This window comes from Amycolatopsis sp. NBC_00348, assembly GCF_036114655.1.
Lineage (GTDB): Bacteria > Actinomycetota > Actinomycetes > Mycobacteriales > Pseudonocardiaceae > Amycolatopsis.
In genome coordinates this window covers 1020703-1039102 of sequence record NZ_CP107994.1, presented here as the reverse complement: position 1 = coordinate 1039102, position 18400 = coordinate 1020703, and the positions used below count along the sequence as shown (strand labels likewise).

19 protein-coding genes are annotated in these 18400 nt (G+C 73.6%); 8 read left to right on the top strand and 11 right to left on the bottom strand.

Annotated elements, in window-relative coordinates; genetic code table 11:
• Positions 1-83 precede the first annotated feature (83 nt).
• The 4 genes from OHS58_RS05000 (at position 84) to OHS58_RS04985 (ending at position 4481) form a co-directional block, all read left to right on the top strand.
• Positions 84-1562 carry an aldehyde dehydrogenase gene (locus tag OHS58_RS05000; RefSeq protein WP_328647294.1) on the top strand — a complete coding sequence of 493 codons (1479 nt, stop codon included), beginning with the start codon at positions 84-86 and terminating at the stop codon, positions 1560-1562.
• Between the two features lie 141 nt (positions 1563-1703).
• The gene (locus OHS58_RS04995; protein ID WP_328647293.1) at positions 1704-2885 is read left to right on the top strand and encodes a nucleotide disphospho-sugar-binding domain-containing protein; all 1182 of its coding nucleotides are present in this window, start codon (positions 1704-1706) and stop codon (positions 2883-2885) included.
• A 62-nt stretch (positions 2886-2947) separates the two neighbouring features.
• Positions 2948-3241, top strand: a complete 294-nt coding sequence (locus OHS58_RS04990; protein ID WP_328647292.1) for a putative quinol monooxygenase — start codon at positions 2948-2950, stop codon at positions 3239-3241.
• A gap of 79 nt (positions 3242-3320) precedes the next feature.
• A complete protein-coding gene (locus OHS58_RS04985) occupies positions 3321-4481 on the top strand; it encodes a serine hydrolase domain-containing protein (RefSeq protein WP_328647291.1) in 1161 nt (386 codons plus the stop codon).
• On the opposite strand, the gene OHS58_RS04980 is transcribed toward OHS58_RS04985, so the two are convergent.
• The 6 genes from OHS58_RS04980 to OHS58_RS04955 form a co-directional block, all read right to left on the bottom strand.
• Positions 4459-5142 carry a GNAT family N-acetyltransferase gene (locus OHS58_RS04980; protein ID WP_328647290.1) on the bottom strand — a complete coding sequence of 228 codons (684 nt, stop codon included), beginning with the start codon at positions 5140-5142 and terminating at the stop codon, positions 4459-4461. The genes OHS58_RS04985 and OHS58_RS04980 overlap by 23 nt on opposite strands.
• Before the next feature lie 112 nt (positions 5143-5254).
• Entirely contained in the window at positions 5255-5446 is a 192-nt protein-coding gene (locus OHS58_RS04975) for a ferredoxin (RefSeq protein ID WP_247053821.1), read from the bottom strand.
• Entirely contained in the window at positions 5443-6573 is a 1131-nt protein-coding gene (locus OHS58_RS04970; protein WP_328647289.1) for an NADH-ubiquinone oxidoreductase-F iron-sulfur binding region domain-containing protein, read from the bottom strand. The genes OHS58_RS04975 and OHS58_RS04970 overlap by 4 nt, the downstream gene beginning before the upstream one ends.
• A complete protein-coding gene (locus OHS58_RS04965; protein WP_328647288.1) occupies positions 6570-7139 on the bottom strand; it encodes a ferric reductase-like transmembrane domain-containing protein in 570 nt (189 codons plus the stop codon). Before OHS58_RS04965 ends, OHS58_RS04970 begins: the two co-directional genes overlap by 4 nt.
• Positions 7136-8062 carry an FAD:protein FMN transferase gene (locus tag OHS58_RS04960; RefSeq protein WP_328647287.1) on the bottom strand — a complete coding sequence of 309 codons (927 nt, stop codon included), beginning with the start codon at positions 8060-8062 and terminating at the stop codon, positions 7136-7138. The genes OHS58_RS04965 and OHS58_RS04960 overlap by 4 nt, the downstream gene beginning before the upstream one ends.
• Entirely contained in the window at positions 8059-8328 is a 270-nt protein-coding gene (locus OHS58_RS04955) for a hypothetical protein (protein ID WP_328647286.1), read from the bottom strand. Before OHS58_RS04955 ends, OHS58_RS04960 begins: the two co-directional genes overlap by 4 nt.
• A gap of 256 nt (positions 8329-8584) precedes the next feature.
• Between OHS58_RS04955 and OHS58_RS04950 the strand changes: the two genes are divergently transcribed.
• Genes OHS58_RS04950 through OHS58_RS04940 form a run of 3 tightly spaced genes read left to right on the top strand, consistent with a single transcriptional unit; the run spans position 8585 to position 11686 of the window.
• Complete coding sequence (locus OHS58_RS04950; protein WP_328647285.1) at positions 8585-9457, top strand: alkaline phosphatase family protein; 873 nt, start codon at positions 8585-8587, stop codon at positions 9455-9457.
• Between the two features lie 4 nt (positions 9458-9461).
• The gene (locus tag OHS58_RS04945) at positions 9462-10709 is read left to right on the top strand and encodes an MFS transporter (RefSeq protein WP_328647284.1); all 1248 of its coding nucleotides are present in this window, start codon (positions 9462-9464) and stop codon (positions 10707-10709) included.
• Complete coding sequence (locus tag OHS58_RS04940) at positions 10706-11686, top strand: TolB family protein (RefSeq protein WP_328647283.1); 981 nt, start codon at positions 10706-10708, stop codon at positions 11684-11686. Before OHS58_RS04945 ends, OHS58_RS04940 begins: the two co-directional genes overlap by 4 nt.
• On the opposite strand, the gene OHS58_RS04935 is transcribed toward OHS58_RS04940, so the two are convergent.
• From OHS58_RS04935 to OHS58_RS04925, 3 genes are all read right to left on the bottom strand, one after another.
• Positions 11676-12026: a hypothetical protein gene (locus tag OHS58_RS04935; RefSeq protein ID WP_328647282.1), complete on the bottom strand. Its 351-nt coding sequence runs from the start codon at positions 12024-12026 to the stop codon at positions 11676-11678. The genes OHS58_RS04940 and OHS58_RS04935 overlap by 11 nt on opposite strands.
• Positions 12027-12171: 145 nt before the next feature.
• Entirely contained in the window at positions 12172-12591 is a 420-nt protein-coding gene (locus OHS58_RS04930) for a hypothetical protein (protein WP_326951096.1), read from the bottom strand.
• Positions 12592-13065: 474 nt separating this feature from the next.
• The gene (locus OHS58_RS04925) at positions 13066-14388 is read right to left on the bottom strand and encodes a tannase/feruloyl esterase family alpha/beta hydrolase (RefSeq protein ID WP_328649770.1); all 1323 of its coding nucleotides are present in this window, start codon (positions 14386-14388) and stop codon (positions 13066-13068) included.
• Positions 14389-14576: 188 nt separating this feature from the next.
• Between OHS58_RS04925 and OHS58_RS04920 the strand changes: the two genes are divergently transcribed.
• Positions 14577-15779: an extracellular catalytic domain type 1 short-chain-length polyhydroxyalkanoate depolymerase gene (locus tag OHS58_RS04920; protein WP_328647281.1), complete on the top strand. Its 1203-nt coding sequence runs from the start codon at positions 14577-14579 to the stop codon at positions 15777-15779.
• On the opposite strand, the gene OHS58_RS04915 is transcribed toward OHS58_RS04920, so the two are convergent.
• On the bottom strand, positions 15776-17899 hold the full coding sequence (locus OHS58_RS04915; RefSeq protein WP_328647280.1) for a TOMM precursor leader peptide-binding protein: 2124 nt from the start codon (positions 17897-17899) through the stop codon (positions 15776-15778). The two genes, OHS58_RS04920 and OHS58_RS04915, sit on opposite strands and share 4 nt — an antisense overlap.
• Positions 17900-18080: 181 nt before the next feature.
• Positions 18081-18371 (bottom strand): hypothetical protein, encoded by a 291-nt coding sequence (locus OHS58_RS04910; protein WP_326952125.1) that lies wholly within the window; start codon positions 18369-18371, stop codon positions 18081-18083.
• Between the last annotated feature and the right edge of the window lie 29 nt (positions 18372-18400).

The window sequence follows — 18400 nt, the reverse complement described above, 5'->3', positions numbered from 1 at the left end:
GTTTCCTCCCCCAAGGTTACGTCAGGCACCTCGCCGGGTGCAGGCTGGAAGCGCACGCCACGACGTCGACGAGGACGGGGCCCATGAGCGCACAGTTACCGACCTTCTCCCTGGTGATCGACGGCAAGGCCGTCGGCGCCCGCTCCGGGCGCACCTTCGAGTCGCAGAACCCCTACACCGGGCGGCCGTGGGCGGTCGTGCCGGACGGCGGGCCCGAGGACGTCGACGACGCCGTCGCCGCGGCCCGCGCGGCGCTCGACGGCGAGTGGGGCGCGATGACGGGGTTCGCGCGGGCCGCGTTGCTGCACCGGCTCGGCGACCTCATCGGCGAGCACGCCGAGCGGCTCGCCCGGCTCGAGGTGAACGACTCCGGCAAGCTCCACCGCGAGATGCTCGGCCAGCTGACCGCCTTGGGCGGCTGGTACCACTACTACGCGGGCCTGGCCGACAAGATCGAAGGCCGTCAGATCCCGGCGCCGAACCCGGACTACCTCGTCTACACCCGCCGCGAGCCGGTCGGGGTGGTCGCGGCCATCACGCCGTGGAACTCGCCGTTGCTGCTGCTCACCTGGAAGCTCGCGCCCGCGCTGGCCGCCGGCTGCACGGTGGTCGTGAAGCCGTCCGAGCACGCCCCCGTCTCGACGCTCGGGCTGGCCGAGCTGATCACCGAGGCCGGGTTCCCGCCCGGCGTCGTCAACGTCGTCACCGGCCTGTCCCGCGAGACGGGCGCGGCGCTCGCCGGGCACCCGGGCGTCGACAAGGTCGCGTTCACCGGCTCGACCGCCACCGGCCGGGCCGTCGCGGTGGCGGCCGCGGCGAACCTGAACCAGGTGACGCTGGAGCTGGGCGGCAAGTCGCCGCAGGTGGTGTTCCCCGACGCCGACCTGGCCGCGGCCGCGAACGGCGTCATCGCCGGCGTGTTCGCCGCCACCGGCCAGACGTGCATGGCCGGCTCGCGGCTGATCGTGCACGCCGACGTCCACGACGAGCTGATCCGGCTGATCGCCGAGCGCGCGTCGGCCATCAAGCTGGGCGACCCGGCCGCGCCCGCCACCGAGATGGGCCCGGTCGCGAACGCGCCGCAGTACGCGAAGGTGCTGCACTACCTGGAAACCGCGCAGGCCGAGGGCGCGACCGTCGCCTGCGGCGGTGTGCCCGACCCCGGGCTGGGCGGGCTGTTCGTCCAGCCGACCGTGCTCACCGGCGTCACGCCGGAGTCGACGATCTTCCGCGAGGAAGTGTTCGGGCCGGTGCTGGCCGCGTGTGCGTTCACCGACGAGGCCGAGGCGATCCGCCTGGCCAACGACACGCCCTACGGCCTCGCCGGCGCGGTGTGGACGAAGGACGTGCACCGCGCCCACCGCGTCGCCGCGAAGCTCAAGGCAGGCACCGTGTGGGTGAACGCCTACCGCGTCGTGGCGCCGTCCGTGCCGTTCGGCGGGGTCAAGGATTCGGGGCTGGGGCGGGAGAACGGCGTCCACGCGATCGACGAGTACCTGACCGACAAGGCGGTGTGGATCGAGCTGTCCGGCGGCACCCGCGACCCCTTCACGCTGGGGTGACGATCGTTCTGTCCACTGTGGACGAGCGCGCGGCGGGGATCCCCGCTTCCCCTTCCAAGGTATAGCCGAGAGGGGGACTTGCGGCAAGGCCCCGGTGCGGGTCCACACTTCGGGCTCACTTCCACCCGAGGGGATTTCCACATGCGTGTCTTGCTGTCCACGATCGGTTCGCGGGGCGAGGTACAGCCGGTCCTGGCGCTGGCGTCGGAGCTGCGGGCGCTCGGCCAGGACGTCCGCCTGTGCGTGCCGCCCGACTTCCGCGACTGGCTTTCCGGGCTCGGGTTCGCCGTCACCCCGATCGGGCCCGAGCTGCGCGGGAGGGGCCGTCCCGCGGCCGGTGACCTGCGGAAACTGGCCGAAGAGACGGTCGCCGCCCAGTTCGTCACGGTCGCGAAGGCGGCCGAGGGCTGCGACGTGATCGTGGCCGCCGGCGCCCTGCAGCTCGCCGCCCGCTCGATCGCCGAGCGGCTGGGTCTCGCGTACGTCTACGCGAGCTTCTGCCCCATCACGCTGCCGTCGGAGTTGCATTCGCCGCCGCCGATGCCGTGGCGGTCGGCGGACACCCCGCGCGCCCAGTGGGCCGAGGACGCCCGGCACCTGAACGCGACGTTCGGGCCGACGCTGAACGCACACCGCGTGGCGTCCGGGCTCGAGCCGGTCGACGAGCTGCAGAGCCACGTCTTCACCGACCGGCCGTGGCTCGCCGCCGACGCCGCACTGGCTCCCTGGCCCGGCCCGGCGGGCGTCGTCCAGACGGGTGCCTGGATCCACCCCGACTCGCGGCCGTTGCCGGAGGAAGTGCGGGAGTTCCTGGACGCGGGCGAGCCACCGGTGTACTTCGGCTTCGGCAGCATGAGCGCGGAAGCGGGCCTCGCGGAGGCGATGCTGGCCGCGGCCCGCGCGCACGGCCGCCGGGCGATCATCGCCCGCGGCTGGGCCGACCTGGCGGTGGCGGACGCGGCGCCGGACTGCCTGGGCATCGGCGAGATCAACCAGCAGGCGTTGTTCCCGCGCGTCGCGGCCGCCGTCCACCACGGCGGCGCGGGCACCACGACGACGGCGGCCCGCGCGGGGGCGGCGCAGGTCGTCGCGCCGCGGATGTACGACCAGTTCTCCTTCGCCGACCGGGTCCGCGACCTGGGTATCGGCGCGGCGCACGCACCGGGCGCGCTGACGGCGGAATCGCTGGCCGCGGCCCTCGGCACGGCGCTGGCACCGGAGGTGGCGGCCCGGGCGCGGGAGTTCGCGGGCCGGGTCCGGGTGGACGGCGCGAGCGTCGCGGCCCAGCGCCTGCTGACGACGGCTCCCGTCGCGTCGGCCTGAGGTGTCTGTCCTGCGGGCGGCCGTTCGTCGGGGCAGTATCCACCACAGGAAAGGACTTCACCATGACTGTGATCGTCGCCGGCCCGGTGTTCGTCGAGCCCGCCGACCGGGACCGGGTCGTCGCCGGGCTCCGGGTCGTCGTCGAGGCGGCGCGGCGGTACCCGGGCTGCCTCGACGTCTCGATCTCCCCCGACCCGCTCGACCCGGCCCGGGTGAACATCTTCGAGCACTGGGAGACGCCGGAGATCCTGGACGCCTGGCGCGCGATCGCCCCGCCGCCGACGTTCCCGGCGGAGATCAAGGAGGACCGGGTGCGCAAGCACGTCGTCACCCGGTCCGGCCCGGCTTTCGACTAGCGGGTTCCGGAAAACCCGGGGGTCCGGACGCCTGCTGGCCTCATGGATCGCGGCTCCGGCCCTCGTTAGCGTCGCTTTCGTGAGGAAGAGACGAACAGTCCTGGTCGCGGCCGTGATCGTGACAGCCGGCCTGACGACCGCGACCCAAGCCGCCGCGAGCACTCCGCTCGAACAGCTCGCCCGGAACCTGGTGGCCGCCGGTGCGCCGGGGGTGATCGTGCGGGTGGACGACGGGCGCGGGCGGCCCGTCGAGATCGCCGAACACGCGCCCTGGGCGCACCGGCTCGAGGCCGGGGACGAGTTCCGGATGGGGTCGAACACCAAGACCGTCATGGCCACCATCACCCTGCAGCTCGTGGCCGAACATAGGCTCGCGCTGAGTGATCCCGCCGGGAAGTGGTTGCCGGGCACGGCATCCGGCGTCACGCTGCGCATGCTGCTGAACCACACCAGCGGCCTGTCCGACTACGCCGAAGACCCCGCCCTGCGGAACGCGATCCTCGGCAAGGACCCCCATCGGTGGACCGCCGCCGAGCTGTTCGCCGTCGGGGCCGGGCACCCGCCGCTGTTCGCGCCGGGCACGGACTGGTCCTACAGCAACACGAACTACGCCGCCGTCGGCGTGATCCTGGAACGCGTCACCGGCGCGAGCCTCGCCGACCTCGTGCGGGACCGGATCGCCCGGCCGTTGCACCTGGCGCACACCTACCTGCCCGCCGACGGCTCCTGGCGCGGCCGGCACGCGCACGGCTACGAACCGGACGCCGCCCACATGCCGCCGTCGGTGCCCGCGGAGTTCACCGACGTCGCCGGGACGCACCGGGCCGGGCACGTGGACGTCTCCGGCAACAACCCGGGCTGGGGCGCCTCGGCCGGGGCGATCGTGAGCAGCGCGCCGGACTGGGCGCGCTTCTACACCGCGTTGATGTCCGGAAAGCTGCTGCCCGCGGCACAATTGGCCGAAATGCGCACGGTCGCCGGCCCCGGCTACGGGCTGGGGATCCTGACCGCCACCACCCCGTGCGGCACCTTCTGGGGTCACGACGGCGGGATCACCGGCTACTCCAGCAGCACCATCACCGACAGCACCGGCCGCCGCACCGCGACGATCCTCGTCCCGACGGAGTTCCGCTACGAGTTCGACGCCGACCCGAAGCTGGCCGAAGCCCAGCGGGCGCTGCAGAACGCCGTGACCTGCGCGATGTTCGGCAAGCCGGTCAGCGCAGATCCAGCCACATGACGCGCAGGCCGACGTCGCCCCGCTCCGGGTGGCGGAACGCGCCGGGTGCTGTGCCGAGGGTGACGAACCCGAGACTCTCGTAGAGCCGGACCGCGGCGGTGTTCACGTCGACGACGGCGTTGAACTGGATCGCCGCGAACCCGGTGCGCCGGGCCCAGCCGATCAGGTCCGTGGCGAGGGCCCGGCCCACCCCGGTGCCCCGCGCCCCCGCGGCGACCATCAGGCTGCCGGACGCGATGTGGCTGCCGGGCCCGGGCCGGTTGGCGTACATGTTCGCGGTCCCGGTCACCCGGTCCCCCGCGGTCGCGACGACCACCCGGCCGGGCACGGCCACCAGCCACATCCGCTGCGCGTCGGCCTCGCTCATGGCCGGGTCGTAGGGGAACGTCTCCTGCTCGGTGCAGATGTCGTGGACGATCGGCCAGATCGCCGGCCAGTCTTGCGCGCGGGCCTCGCGGATCACCCGCGCCGCCCCGGGCCGTAGCACCACCGCGCACGGGGACTGCCCCACCGGTGGCGCACCGCCGGTGGCCAGGAGGAACCCCCGCGCCGCGACGACGTCCCGCGCGTCGCGTGTCTGTCCGAAAAGGACGAACACCGCGCCGTGCTGCGGAACCGCCGGGGCGCCGGTGCCCGCGAGGCACGCCAGGACGCCCGGCACAGCGCGGTGTCGGGCGGGGCCCACACGCCGTCCAGGCCGCGATCGACGAGTTCCTCGTTCATGGTTCCCGAGGTTAACGAGCGGCAGGCCGCCTCACGAGCGATTTACCGCGTCACTTCCGCAGCCGCATGGCCAGCACCGGACACGCCGCGGCGGCGCGGCGGGCGTCCGCCACCAGCGCCGGCGGGACCGGGCCCGCGGCCAGCACCGGGTAACCCCATTCGTCGAGCCGGATCCGTTCCGGGAGCAGGTCCGCGCACAGCCCGTGGGCGCGGCAGCCGATCGGATCCACCGAGAGCTTCACGCCACACCCGCCGGGACCCGGCAGCGGCCGCCGGCCAGGTGCGCCGTGACGTCGGCCTCGAACGTCCGCAACGCCGATGCGGCGAGGCGGGCCGCGCCGTCCGGGTGGGCGCACGCGCCGCGGCCGGTCAGCAACGGGATGCGCCGCGCCAGGCGTCCGGTCGCGTCGCCGCCGCGGACCAGCTCGGCGAAGTCCGCCGCGATCGCCGGGAGGCCGAACATGCACGGCCCGCACTGCCGCGCCGACTCCGCCGCGAGGAACGCCAGGACCTTCGCCGTGTAGCCGAGACCGCAGGCCGACGCCGGCAGGACGTGCACCGCCGCGATCCCGGACAAGGCGCCGCGCAGATCGGCCGTCCAGGTCCCGCCGTACCCGCCGACGAGCACCGCCTGGACCGGCTCGGTCTCGCCGCCGGCCGCCGCGAGCACCTCCGACAAGGCAGCACCCGCCCGGACCGGGATGACACCGGGGCCGCGGACCGCGCCGGTCACCGTGACCAGGTCCGTCCGCGCCGCGCGGTAGTGGTGCGGGCCGAGCAGGACGACGAGCGCGAGCTGCGCCAGGGTGTCGACGTTGTCCACCAGCGTCGGCCGGCCGCGCACCCCGCGCTCGGCGGGCCGCGGGTGTTTGCCGAGCGGCCGCGCGTCGCCGGAGGTCAGGTAGTGGACCAGCGCCGACTCCTCGCTGGCGACGTACCGGCGCGGGATCTCCGCGACGCGCACCGGCACGCGGTCGTCGCGCTCGGCCAGCGCCGTGGCGATGCTCCCGAGCACCGGGCTGCCGGCGTGCACGCACAAGACGGCTTCGGTCGCGCCGATCGCGTGCGCGGCGAGCTGCAGGCCGTCCAGCACGAGGTGCGGGGACAGCGCGAGCAGCGCGGCGTCCTTCCGGCTCAACGGGTCGCCTTCGCAGCCGTTCGCGACGACGATCGAGCGCCGGGCCCGGGCCGCGCGCAGCTTGACCGCCGTCGGGAAGCCGCCACCACCGCGGCCGCGCAGGTCCGCCGCCGCGACGGCGTCGATCAGCCGGTCGCGGCCGTCGTCGCCGTGGTAGGCGACCCACGGCACGACGCCGTGGTGACGCCGGTGGCCGGCCAGGTCCAGCCGGTGCGAAGTGAGGGTGGTCATCGGGTGCCTCCGAGCGGGGAGAGCCTGCGGGTTTCGGTATCGGCGTGCCGGGTGCCGGCGCGGAAGGCGATCCCGCCGAGCACGGCGAGCACGCACAGGACGTCGAGCGCGATCAGCCAGCCGTGCGCGGCGTCGCTCTCGGCCATGCCGATGCCGTGCGTCAGCGCGACCGGCCAGCACAGGTAGGCCAGCCAGTGCACGGCCTTCCACGCCTTCGCCGGGATGCGGGTGCGCACCAGGCTGGTGACGACGATCGCGAGCAGCAGGTCGATCGCGACGGCGCCGAGGCCGACCCAGAACGGCTGGTAGGCCGAGCCGAACGGGAGCACGACGTCGAGCCAGCTCAGCGAGACGTAACCGTCGAGAATGGCCGACGCGATGTGCGCGACGAGGAACACGAGGCTGGTCAAGGCAAGGTTCCGGTGGACTGCGGCGACGGTGAACCGCGGCCACTCCCGCGTCGCGAACCGGCCGGCGCCGAGCGCGCCGAGGACGACGACAGCGGTGAAGAGCACCAGCGACACGAGCCCGGTCGCGCGGCTGAAGTACCAGACGGCGGAGCTCACGACGCCTCCCGCAGCTCGGTCTCGCGGGGCCAGCCCGGGGTCGTGACGACGTCGCCGCCGACGCCGACGAGCCGCGCGGGCAGGCCGCGTTCGGCGAGCCACGACGGGGCCGCGTCGCCGAGGACGACCGCCGCGGTGCTCGCGGTGTTGGCGTCCACAGTGGACTTCGCCACGACGGAAACCGTGCGCCAGCGCGGTTTCGGCACGTCGCCGGTGCGCGGGTCGACGATGTGGTGGACCGTGCGGCCGCCACGCCGCCAGCGCCGCCGGGTGGTCCCGGACGTCGCGAGCCCGCCGTCGGACAGCGCGACGGTCGTTTCGGGCCGGGTGACGGCGCCGGCGTGGTCGTCGCCGATCGCGACCTGCCAGCCGCCCGCGGGCGCCGGGCCCGCGACGCGGAGGTCGCCGCCGAGGTTCACCAGCGTCCCGCAGCCGGTCGCGGTGTGGATCCGGCGGGCCGCGCGGTCGGCGGCCAGGGCCTTCGCCGTCGCGCCGAGGTCGAGGCGGACGCCCCGGGGCAGCACGACCAGCGCGCACACCGGGTCGAACAGCACCCGGTGCCAGCCGGGCGCGGGCACCGCCGCACCGAGCGGCCCGTCGGTGACGGCGGCGAAGTCGCGGTCGTAGCCCAGCGCCCGCACGGCCGTGCCGACGGTCGGGTCGACCAGCCCGCCGGTGAGCCGGGCCGCGCGCAGGGCGGCGGCGAGGGCCTCGGTGAGCAGCGGGCCGACCCGGACCTGCCGGCCGGCGACGTCGTGCAGCCGGGAGATCTCGGAGTCGGCACGGAACCGGCTGCAGGCCTCGTCGACCGCGTCGAGTTCGTCACGCAGGAGTTCGACGGCCGTTTCGAGCTGCGCCGGGTCGGTGACGAGCACCTCCGCGGTGGTGCCGAGCGCGCGGAACGCCGTGGCGGCCGGGGTCACGACGCACCCGATCCGGTGTGCGCGCTGCTGCCCGAACCGGAGCCGACGCCGCTGTCGGAGGACTGCAGCTGGTCCTGCGAGGTCGTGTTGTCGGTGCTGGTCGTGGTCTGCGTGGTGGCGTCGTCGGCGGCGTTCGCCGACGACAGGCCGAAGCCGATCGCGCCGACGGCGGCCGCGCCGAGCACGGCGGCGGCCGCGGTGGCCAGCGCGACCTTGCGGCGGCCGTGCCCGCGGCGGGCGGTCCTGGCTGACGTTTCGGGGTCCATGGGAACGAGTTTCGGCGCCGCTCCTGTGAGCCTCCTGGGTACAACCTGTCAGATCCCTACTCCCTGATCCGCACTACCAAAGGAGGTTGACGCCGGACAGGCATTCACCCACTCTTTCTCTTGTCCGACGGTGGTTTCCCGGTGTTCACGCGCTGGACCGCAGCACGGCACGCACCGGCTCCCTGCTCTCGGCACCATGAGGCGCTCCCACCACGAAGCCCGCGGCCGGGCCGGCCGCTCCAGCGCTGGAGGACCCATGATCCGCAGGCGGATCTTCGCCGTGTTCGCCGCGGCCGCCCTCGTCACGACCGGCGCCGTCACGGCGGCCGTCGTCACCCGGGCGGCCGACCCCACCGTCGAGCCGACGGCCGCGAGCGTGCCCGCGTTCGACCACGTCGTCCTGGTGATGTTCGAGAACAAGAAGTACTCGTCGATCAACGGCAGTTCCAGCGCGCCCTACTTCAACACCCTCGCGTCGCAGAGCGCGAAGTTCACGAACTCGTTCGCGATCACGCACCCGAGCCAGCCCAACTACGTCGCGCTGTTCTCCGGCGCGACGCAGGGCGTCACCAGCGACAGCTGCCCGGCCAACCTGGGGGCCAAGGACAACCTGGGCCAGCAGCTGATCGGCGCCGGTAAGACGTTCAAGGGCTACTCCGAGTCGATGCCCTCGGACGGCTACACCGGCTGCTCCAGCGGCACCTACATGCGCAAGCACAACAGCTGGGTGGACTTCAGCAACGTCCCGGCGGCGAGCAACGTGCGCTACACGAGCTTTCCCACCGACTTCACCCAGCTGCCGACGGTCGCCTTCGTGACGCCGAACATGTGCTCCGACATGCACGACTGCGCCGTCGGCACCGGCGACACCTGGCTGAAGAACAACCTCGACGCGTACGCGCAGTGGGCCAAGACGCACAACAGCCTGCTGATCACCACCTTCGACGAGGACAGCGGCACGTCGGTCAACCAGATCTTCACGTCGTTCACCGGCGCGCACGTCAAGGTCGGCAGCTACAGCGAATCGATCAACCACTACACGGTGCTGCGCACGATCGAGGCGTCCTACGGCCTGCCCGGCATCGGCGGCGCCGCGAGCAAGTCGCCGATCCTCGACGTCTGGCAGTAACCGCGTGTACCTCTCCACCATCGGCCGCCGCGAGCACGCCGCGACGGGGTCGCGGCGCACGCTCTCGGCGGTCGGCGCGAACGTCTTCGCGCTCGGCGCCGTCAGCCTCGTCACCGACGTCTCCTCGGAGATGGTCACCGCGATCCTGCCGGTCTACCTGGTGCTCGGCCTGCACCTGAGCCCGGCGGCGTACGGCCTGTTCGACGGCCTCTACACCGGCGCGACGGCGTTGCTGCGGCTGGTCGGCGGCTACGTCGCGGACCGGGTGCGGCGGCGCAAGGCCGTGGCCGGGGTGGGTTACGCGCTGTCCGCGGTGATGAAGCTCGGCCTGCTCGCGGCCGGGGCGTCGGCGACGGCGATCGGCGCCGTGATCACCCTCGACCGCACCGGCAAGGGCCTGCGGACGGCGCCCCGCGACGCGCTGATCACGTTGTCGGCGCCCGAACCGCTGCTCGGCCGGGCGTTCGGCGTGCACCGCGCGATGGACAGCGTGGGCGCGTTCGCCGGGCCGCTGGTCGCGCTCGGCGTCCTCGCGGCGGTCGGGGCCACGAACCCCGAGGCGTTCGACGCGGTGTTCGTCGTGAGCTTCTGCATCGCCGCGATCGGCGTGCTGCTGCTGGTGTTGTTCGTGCGCGATCGCCGGACCCCGCGAACGGCCGCCGCGGTGTCACCTCGCGCGGCGCTGGCGCTACTGCGCGGTCGCGGCGTCCGGCGGCTGCTGGTCGCGGCGTGCGTGCTCGGGCTGGCGACCGTCGGCGACGGCTTCGTCTACCTGCTGCTGCAGCACAAGGAGGACGTCGCGACCGGCTGGTTCCCGCTGCTCGCCGTCGGCACGAACCTCAGCTACCTGCTGCTCGCGGCGCCGCTGGGCGCGCTGGCCGACCGGATCGGGCGGCTGCCGGTGGTGCTCGGCGGGTACGGCGCGCTCGCCGTCGTCTACCTGCTGCTGGCCGGGCCGGTGTCCGGCTGGCCGCTGTTCGCGCTGGCCCTGGCGTTGTACGGCGCGTTCTACGCGGCGACCGACGGCGTGCTCATGGCGCTGGCCGGGCCGCTGCTGCCGGAAGCGTTGCGCACGACCGGGATTTCGCTGGTGCAGACGGCGCAAGCGCTTGCGTACTTCGCCTCGTCCGTCCTTTTCGGACTGGCCTGGCAGTTCTGGGGCGCCGAGCTCGCGATCGGCGTCGCGGCCGGCGCGGCGGTGGTCGCGATCGGCGTCACGTTCGTGGTCCTGTCCCCGCGGAGGCCTGCGTGAAGGCGCGGATCCTGATCGCCCTCGCCGGGGTGCTCGTGCTGGCCGGGGTGGCCGTCGCGTACGTCGGGTTCGCGAGCGCGCGCAACCACGACGTCACCGCGACCGGTGCGGTCAGCCTCACGCCCGGGCCGCGGCTGCTGTTCCGGAGCACCGCGGACGCCGACCGCGGGCACGTCGCCACCGTGGCGGCCACCGACCCCGGCGGCGCGCGGACGGTGTCGCCGCTGTCGTGCGCCCGGGTGTACGCGGCCGGCGGCACCGGGCTCTGCCTGCGCCCGGACGGCGACCTGACCACCTACCAGCTGGTGGTCCTCGACGCGCGGCTCGCGTCCCAGCGGGAGATCCCGCTGGTCGGGCTGCCGAACCGGGCGCGGGTGTCGGCGAGCGGCCGGATGCTGGCGTGGACGGTGTTCGTCACGGGCGACTCGTACAACGGCGGGATGTTCTCGACGCGCGCCGGCATCCTCGACACGGCGACCGGCGACCTGGCGGGCACGCTGGAGGACTACGCGGTGACGCTCGACGGCCGGCCGTACCAGGCCGCCGACCTCAACTTCTGGGGCGTGACGTTCACCCGCGACGACCGCCACTTCTACGCGACGATGTCCACGGCCGGCCACCGCTACCTGGTCACGGGCGACTTCGCGGCCCACACGATCCGCACGCTGCGCGAGAACGTCGAGTGCCCGTCACTCTCCCCGGACGGCACGCGGGTGGCGTTCAAGTCCGCGATCGACGCCGACCCCGCGAAGGGCTGGCGCCTGTCGGTCCTGGACCTGACCCGTTCGGCGGTGACGCCGCTGGCGGAGACCCGCAGCGTGGACGACCAGCCGGCCTGGCTGGACAACCACACGATCGGGTACGGCATCCCCCGCGGCCCGGGCCACTCGGACGTGTGGTCGGTCCCGGCGGACGGCACGGGCACGGCCCGGCTGCTGATCCCGGACGCGGACTCCCCCGCCGCCCTCAGCCCGTGACGACCAGCCATTCGACCCCGATGACGACCGCGTAGAGCACCACACCGGCGGCGAGACCGAGCCAAGGCGTCCGGTCGAGTTTCACGACCGTCCCCCAGGCGACCACGATCGAGACGAGCCACCCGGCGAGGGGAAGCCAGAAGAGGACACCCTGCCCGGAAGGACTGCAGACGAAGGTCACCTCGTCCGGGCGGCACGAGTCACTGCTCATGGCCCCGGCGGCGCCGAACAGGAGCGCGAACAGCAACCCGGCGAGGACCAGCACCCAGCAGGCCGCCACGAACCCCACCCCGCGCGACGGCGGCTCGGGTCCGTTCAGGAAGCTGCCGCCGGTGACCACCCGGTCACCCTACGGCGGTGGTGGTGACGCAGCGCGGCGTCGCCTTCCGGGCCCGCCGCGGCGCTCGGCTGGGGTTCGAATGTCCTGAAGGGCACCCTCAGGGACGTGCAGTCCCTGAGGGTGCCCTTCAGGGCATCGAGCCGGGTCAGTCCATCTTGCGGAGGCCGTCCAGGATGCGGCGCATCAGGTCGTTGTCCGGGGGTGCGAACGCGAACCGCGAGACTGGGATGGCGGCCGAGGCCGAGAAGGCTCCCGACGACGGGCGGGGTGGCGGGATCGTGCGGGGCAGCCGCCACGGGAGGCGGTCGGGTGAGGAGTCGCGGCCGAGCTGCTCGGGGATCGGCAGGGTCGGGAGCGCGATCGTGCCCGCCTCGGCGAACCGGCGGGCGGCCTGCTCGAACCGGAGGCGGGCCTGGATGCCGGCCACGGTCCAGTCGGGTTCGGGTTCCGGCTCGGCCGGGCCGGGACGCGGACGGCGTTCGAGCACGATCGCCCAAGCCGCGGCGGCGAGCACCGGCAGCAGCAGCCCGGCGACGATCGCGAGGCCGGGCAGATCCGCGGCCATCAGGCGGCCCCGGCGACGGGTAGCAGCATGAGGTTCACTTCCGGACGGACGGTTCTTCCGAAGCATGCGCGGCACCTGGATATTCGACGTAATCGATTGTTCGCGGACCCCGATGCCTATCATGAACGACGTACAACGGTCCCGCAAGCGGCCGAACGGGGTCGCCCGTCCGGGCGGTGAAACGGCTGGTCAGAGCGATTTTGCGATGGCTGGACCAAGCCCCTCACCAGGTAGTACGCGCACGAGTCCGATCCGGTTCACTTTTCTTTCCCATGGCAGGCGCACGGCGTCGCGGCAGGCTACCCGGAATGCGAATTCCGCACCGCCGCCGGCCGGCGGCACCGCAGCCGCCGGAGTTCGAGATCACCCGGCGGAGGGACAGGCCGGGCTCTCGTTCACGTCCGTGAATGCCACATCGAGGGACACTATGTCCCTCGATGTGGCATTCACGGACTGTGGGGCTGTCGGCGATCGTCAGCCGAGCGAGCAGGCGCGGGCCAGCTCGGCCGGGGTCGCTCCGGCGGACCGGGCGATCGTCGCCGACGCCGGCGGGCGCACCCCGCGCAGCCAGCCGGCCAGCGCGTCGAACGCCGTCCGGAAGCACGGGCCCAGCGGCCGCAGCAACGCGGGGAACTGGTCGACCAGGCCGTCGACGTGGTTGCCGCCGTCGATCCGGTAGTAGCGGTGGAGCGCGCCGCGGCCCGCGTCGGTGATCAGCCGGTCATAGGCGTCCGAGTCGCGGGTGATCGGCAGCAGCGTGTCCAGGGTGCCGTGCAGGGTGAGCAGCGGTTTGCCGATCCGGCCGGTCAGCGAGATCCGCTCCACCGCACGGGCCACCGGCGCGGGCCGGGACGCGTACGCGTAGTCCGCGTCGCACGACGGCGTCCCGCTCGCGCAGAACGGGACGCCCGCCGCGAGCGCGCCGTCGAACGACGGGTCGATCTCTTCCCGGTAGATCCGCTGGGTCAGGTCCCAGTAGACGCGGTAGTGGTAGTCCCACAGGAACTCCGACCCCGGCGCGAACCCGGCGTCCAGAATGGACTGGTGGGCGGCCGCGGAACCCGCCGCGTAGGCGGGATAAGCCCGCATCGCGGGCGGCAGGAACGTGAACAGGTTCGGCCCGTCGGCGCGCCAGAGCGTCCCCTCCCAGTCGACGCCGCCGTCGTAGAGCCACGCCCGGTTCTCCAGCTGCCACCGCACCAGGTAGCCGCCGTTCGACAGCCCGGCGGCCAGCGTCCGAGCCGGCGGCCGGCCGTAGTGCAGCAGCGCGGCCGCCTTCGCGGCCAGGGTCAGCTGGGTGACGCGCGTGTTCCACTCGGCCGGCGCATCCCCCGGCCGGACGCCGTCGTCGTAGAACGCGGCGCCAGTGTTGCCCTTGTCGGTCGCGGCGAACGCGTAGCCCTCGGCCAGCACCTGGTCGCCGATCGCGCGGTCGTTCGCGTACTGCCGCCGCGTCCCGGGCGAGCCGGACACCACCAGGCCGCCGTTCCAGTGGTCCGGCAGGCGCAGCACGAACTGCGCGTCGTGGTTCCAGCCGTGGTTGGTGTTCGTCGCCGACGTGTCCGGGAAGTAGCCGTCGACCTGGACGCCGGGCACCCGGCCGGGCACCGGCAGGCCCGCCGACGTCAGCCCGGCCCAGTCCGCCTCGACGGTGTGACCGGACGCGAGCGTGCCGGTCGTCGTCAGGTCGTCCAGGCGGACGGCGACCTGCTTTTCGGCGCCGGGCACGAAGACCCGCGCACTCGCGGCGGACGCCGGTGCGGGCACCGCCGTCGCCAGAACGGAAACCAGCACCACAGCAAGCCAACCGCGCACGGTCCACCTCCGGTCTCGGGTGAACCGAACCCAAGCGTGCCCGGACGCCGGGAACCACCCGGGCCGCCACCATGAATCCCCGCGCCGATGTGGTGCGCGGCCACATGGTCAGGCCGTCGCGGCCGACCTAACGTCGTCGGAAACCCTCTCAACGCCGAGAAGGAATCCCCATGCGCAAACTCGCTTTCGCCGGGCTCGCCGCGATCACCGCCGCCGTGCTCACCACCGTCGGGGTGGCGGCCGCCGACCCACCCACCGCGTCCCTCGTCCAGATCTCGTCGTTCGGCGCCAACCCGGGCGCGCTGGCGATGTACACCTACACCCCCAGCGGCCTCGAAACCGGGCGCCCGGTCGTCGTGGCGCTGCACGGCTGCACGCAGAGCGCGTCGGACTACTACGCCCACTCCGGCTGGCCCGCGCTGGCCGACCGGTGGCGCTTCGAGGTGGTGTTCCCGCAGCAGTCCACCGCGAACAACTCGCTGAAGTGCTTCAACTGGTTCGGCACCGCGGACGACACCCGGGGCAACGGCGAGGCCGCGTCCGTCAAGTCCATGGTGGACAAGGCGATCGGCGACCACGGCTCGGACCGCTCCCGCGTGTTCGTCACGGGCCTGTCGGCGGGCGGCGGCATGACGGCCGACCTCCTGGCCGCCTACCCGGACGTCTTCGCCGGCGGCGGCATCAACGCCGGGCTGCCCGCGCAGTGCGCCACCAGCGTCACTCAGGCCACGAACTGCCAGCAGAACAACCAGAACCTGACGCCGGCGCAGTGGGCCTCGCGCGTCACGGCGCAGTTCCCGGGCTACGGCGGGCCGTGGCCGCGCGTCGCGATCTGGCAGGGCACCGGCGACTACACCGTCTACCCGGTCAACGGCACCGAGCTGCGCGACCAGTGGACCGCGGTGCACGGCCTCTCCCAGACGCCGACGAGCACCCAGTCCCTGCCGGGCGGCACGACGTTGACGGCCTACGGCGACAAGGTCCAGCTGTACTCGATCGCGGGCATGGGCCACGGCACCGCGGTCGACCCCGGCACCGGCACGACGCAGTGCGGCAGCACCGGCGCGTACTTCCTCGCCGGGATCTGCTCCAGCTACTACACGGGCGTGTTCTTCGGGCTGGACAAGGGATCCGGCGGCACCACACCACCCCCGACCACGACTCCGACGACGACCACCACCCCGCCGCCGTCAGGTGCCTGCGTGTCGGCCAGCAACTACGCCCACACCCAGGCGGGCCGCGCGCACCAGAGCAGCGGCCAGACCTACGCGAACGGCTCCAACCAGGCGATGGGCCTGTGGAACACCTTCACGGTCCACGCGCTGCGCGAGACGTCGTCGGGCTACTGGGTCCTCGCCGACGGGCAGTGTTAAAGGAAGATAGGCATCGGGTTGAGGTCGTCGTACGCCGTGGGCTCGGTCACCCGGCCGAGCCGCACGGGGACGTCGTAGAGCCGGCCGGGCGCGAACCGCGGCCGGAAGCCCCGCATGCCGGGCACGATCACCTTCACCACGGGCAGGCCGATGTCCGGGCGCGTCTGGTCGAGCAGGAACACCTCCAGCCCGGCGCGTTCCAGCCGGTCCTGCAGTGATCGCACGTCCGCCAGCAGGTCGGACGTGTAGGTGTAGCCGTAGTCGCCGGGGCCGAGCGCGGCGCTCGCCGGATCGGGCACCAGGTACGGCTGGTTCGCCACCGTGGCCTCCCGCGACCAGCGCGAGCCGTCGGGGATCGCGGGCAGCAGCTGGTTCAGCTCGGTGAGCGCGCGCCGCAGCGCGACGGCCGGATCGAGGTGCGCACCGAAGCCGAACGCGATCTCCTCGAGTAGCCCGCCGGTGCGCCGGGAGACCGCGGCCATCACCGGCACGCCCAGGTCGGACGTCACGTCGAGCACCCACAGCTCGCGCCCCAGGCCGGCGTAGGCCGCCCGCAGCTCGGCGAGCCAGGGATCGCCGAACGCGGCCAGGTCGACCCCGGGCTGCCGCGTGCGGTTGTACCACCACAGCGCGACGGCGTCGCGTTCCACGACCTCCAGCATCCCCTGCAGCGTCGCGTCCTCCAGGCTACTGCCGGCGGCGTTGCCGTTGGAGTCGGCGAACACCGGGCCGGCGGGCCCGCCGAAGTACAGCAGCGCGGCCGGGAACAACCGGTGCTCGCCGCGGGTCGGCGACCACACCGGCGTCCAGTCGAGGACGGCGTCCTCGTCGAACGGGTCGCCGTCGATCTGGCGTTCGTGGAACAGCAGGCAGGTGCCGGGGTGCACGGCCGCGGCGCCGAGCGCGCGGAAGCTGCCCCGCACCCGTTCCTCGTCACCGTCGTGGTGGCCGCTGTGGCGTTCGAGGGCCTCGCACAGCGCGCCCACCTCGGCCTCGATCGGGGTGACGCCCTTGCCGCCGTTCTCACTCCGCAGCGCCGTGCGCAGCCCCTCGGCGCCGCGGCGGCCCAGCGCGACGTTGGGGCCGGCGAGGTACGAGGCGAACAGGGCCGGGCCCCGCGTGTCACGGCGAAGCTCCTTGACGACGCCGGTCACCGGGCTGATCAGGTGCCGGTAGGCGGCGAGGACCTCTTCCGGCGGCCGGGACCGGTGCCCGCCCCCAGCGAGGTGGGCCTTGGGCCGGGACTCCAGCCGCACGGGCCGGCGCGTCCGCTCCCGCACCAGGTCGGGCCGGCCGCAGGAGCGGCACTGCGGCCGGGCGCGCACGGCGTGCCGTTCGCCGGTCAGATCGCGGCTGTCGAACGTCCACAGCGTCCGCTGGCCCGGGTACCGCAGCCCGGCGAGCCACTTGGCCGCCTCCAGCGCCACCAGGTTGAGCGCGACCGCGGTGAGCGGGGCGAACGCCACCGCCGGCCGCGGCAGCGGACCGGCCAGCCCCAGCGTGTCGCGCACGTGCGCCTCGGCGGGACGGTTGCCCCACAACCGCGTGGCGAGGCAGTGCCAGCACGGACCGTCCCCCGGCGTGAAGAACGGGCCGATCCACAGCCGCGCGCCGACGGTCTTGGCCGGCAGCCACGGCCGGCCCAGCGCGCGGTGCTCGGCGTCCACATCGGACAGATGAGCGGCGAGGTAGTCGTCGCACAGCACCACGGACAGGTCCGCGGCCCCGTCGATCTCGAGCCCGGCTGCCCGCAAGGCGGCCGCGGCCGCGGAGTCGGGGTCCGCTCCCCGCAACGCGATCCGGCCGCCCTGGCCACCGGCGGCGCCCGCCGCGTCCCAGTAGGCCGGGTCCGTGCCGGGCTGCCGCAGGGCGATCAGCCCCGCTTCGGCGAGGTCATCGAGGACCCCGGCGGCCTCGTCGGAGGGGACGTCGGCGGGCAGCGCGCGGCGCAGCGCCGCGAAGTCCCGGGTGCCGTCGAGCAACGGGACCAGCGACTCCAGGTGCGGCCCGCGCAAGGCCGTGGCGTCGTCCTCGGACACCACGTACACCGCGTCGCCGGGCACCACGGTGACGCTCAGGTGACGCTTGAACCCGACCAGCGGACCGGGCGGATCGGTCACCGTGAGATCGGCGGCAGCTCATCCTTGCAGGGACTGACCGAGGTGTCTCCGAAGCACGCGACGCACATCCTCACCGCCCCCGGCTCGGCTGTGCGCCGGCCGTCGAGCCGGTCGACCGTCAGGCCGGGAACAGCGGCCGGTCCGGTGCCGAACGCCGATGTGAGCGCGTGTCTGAACTCGTTCACGAATCCCCCTCGGATCGCTGATCGCGGACGGCCATCGTCGCCCGGGTCACCGGGGACGCGCCAGGGCCGGCCGGGGGAACGGGGTGGCCGAAACCGGACACCACGAAGACCACCGTCGTCACCTCGATCCGCCGGATACACCCCTGCGGCGTGGGACGGCAGGGCGCGCCGATCCGGCGGACCGCGACCGGCTGCCAGGTCAGCGACGGCCCGCACGGGGGCGTCGGGGGAACCGGCGTCACGGGAAGCAGCGCGAGCACCGGCCAGAGGATTCGCCACACCCCCATCACCCAACCCGGCGGGAGCGCGGAACCGG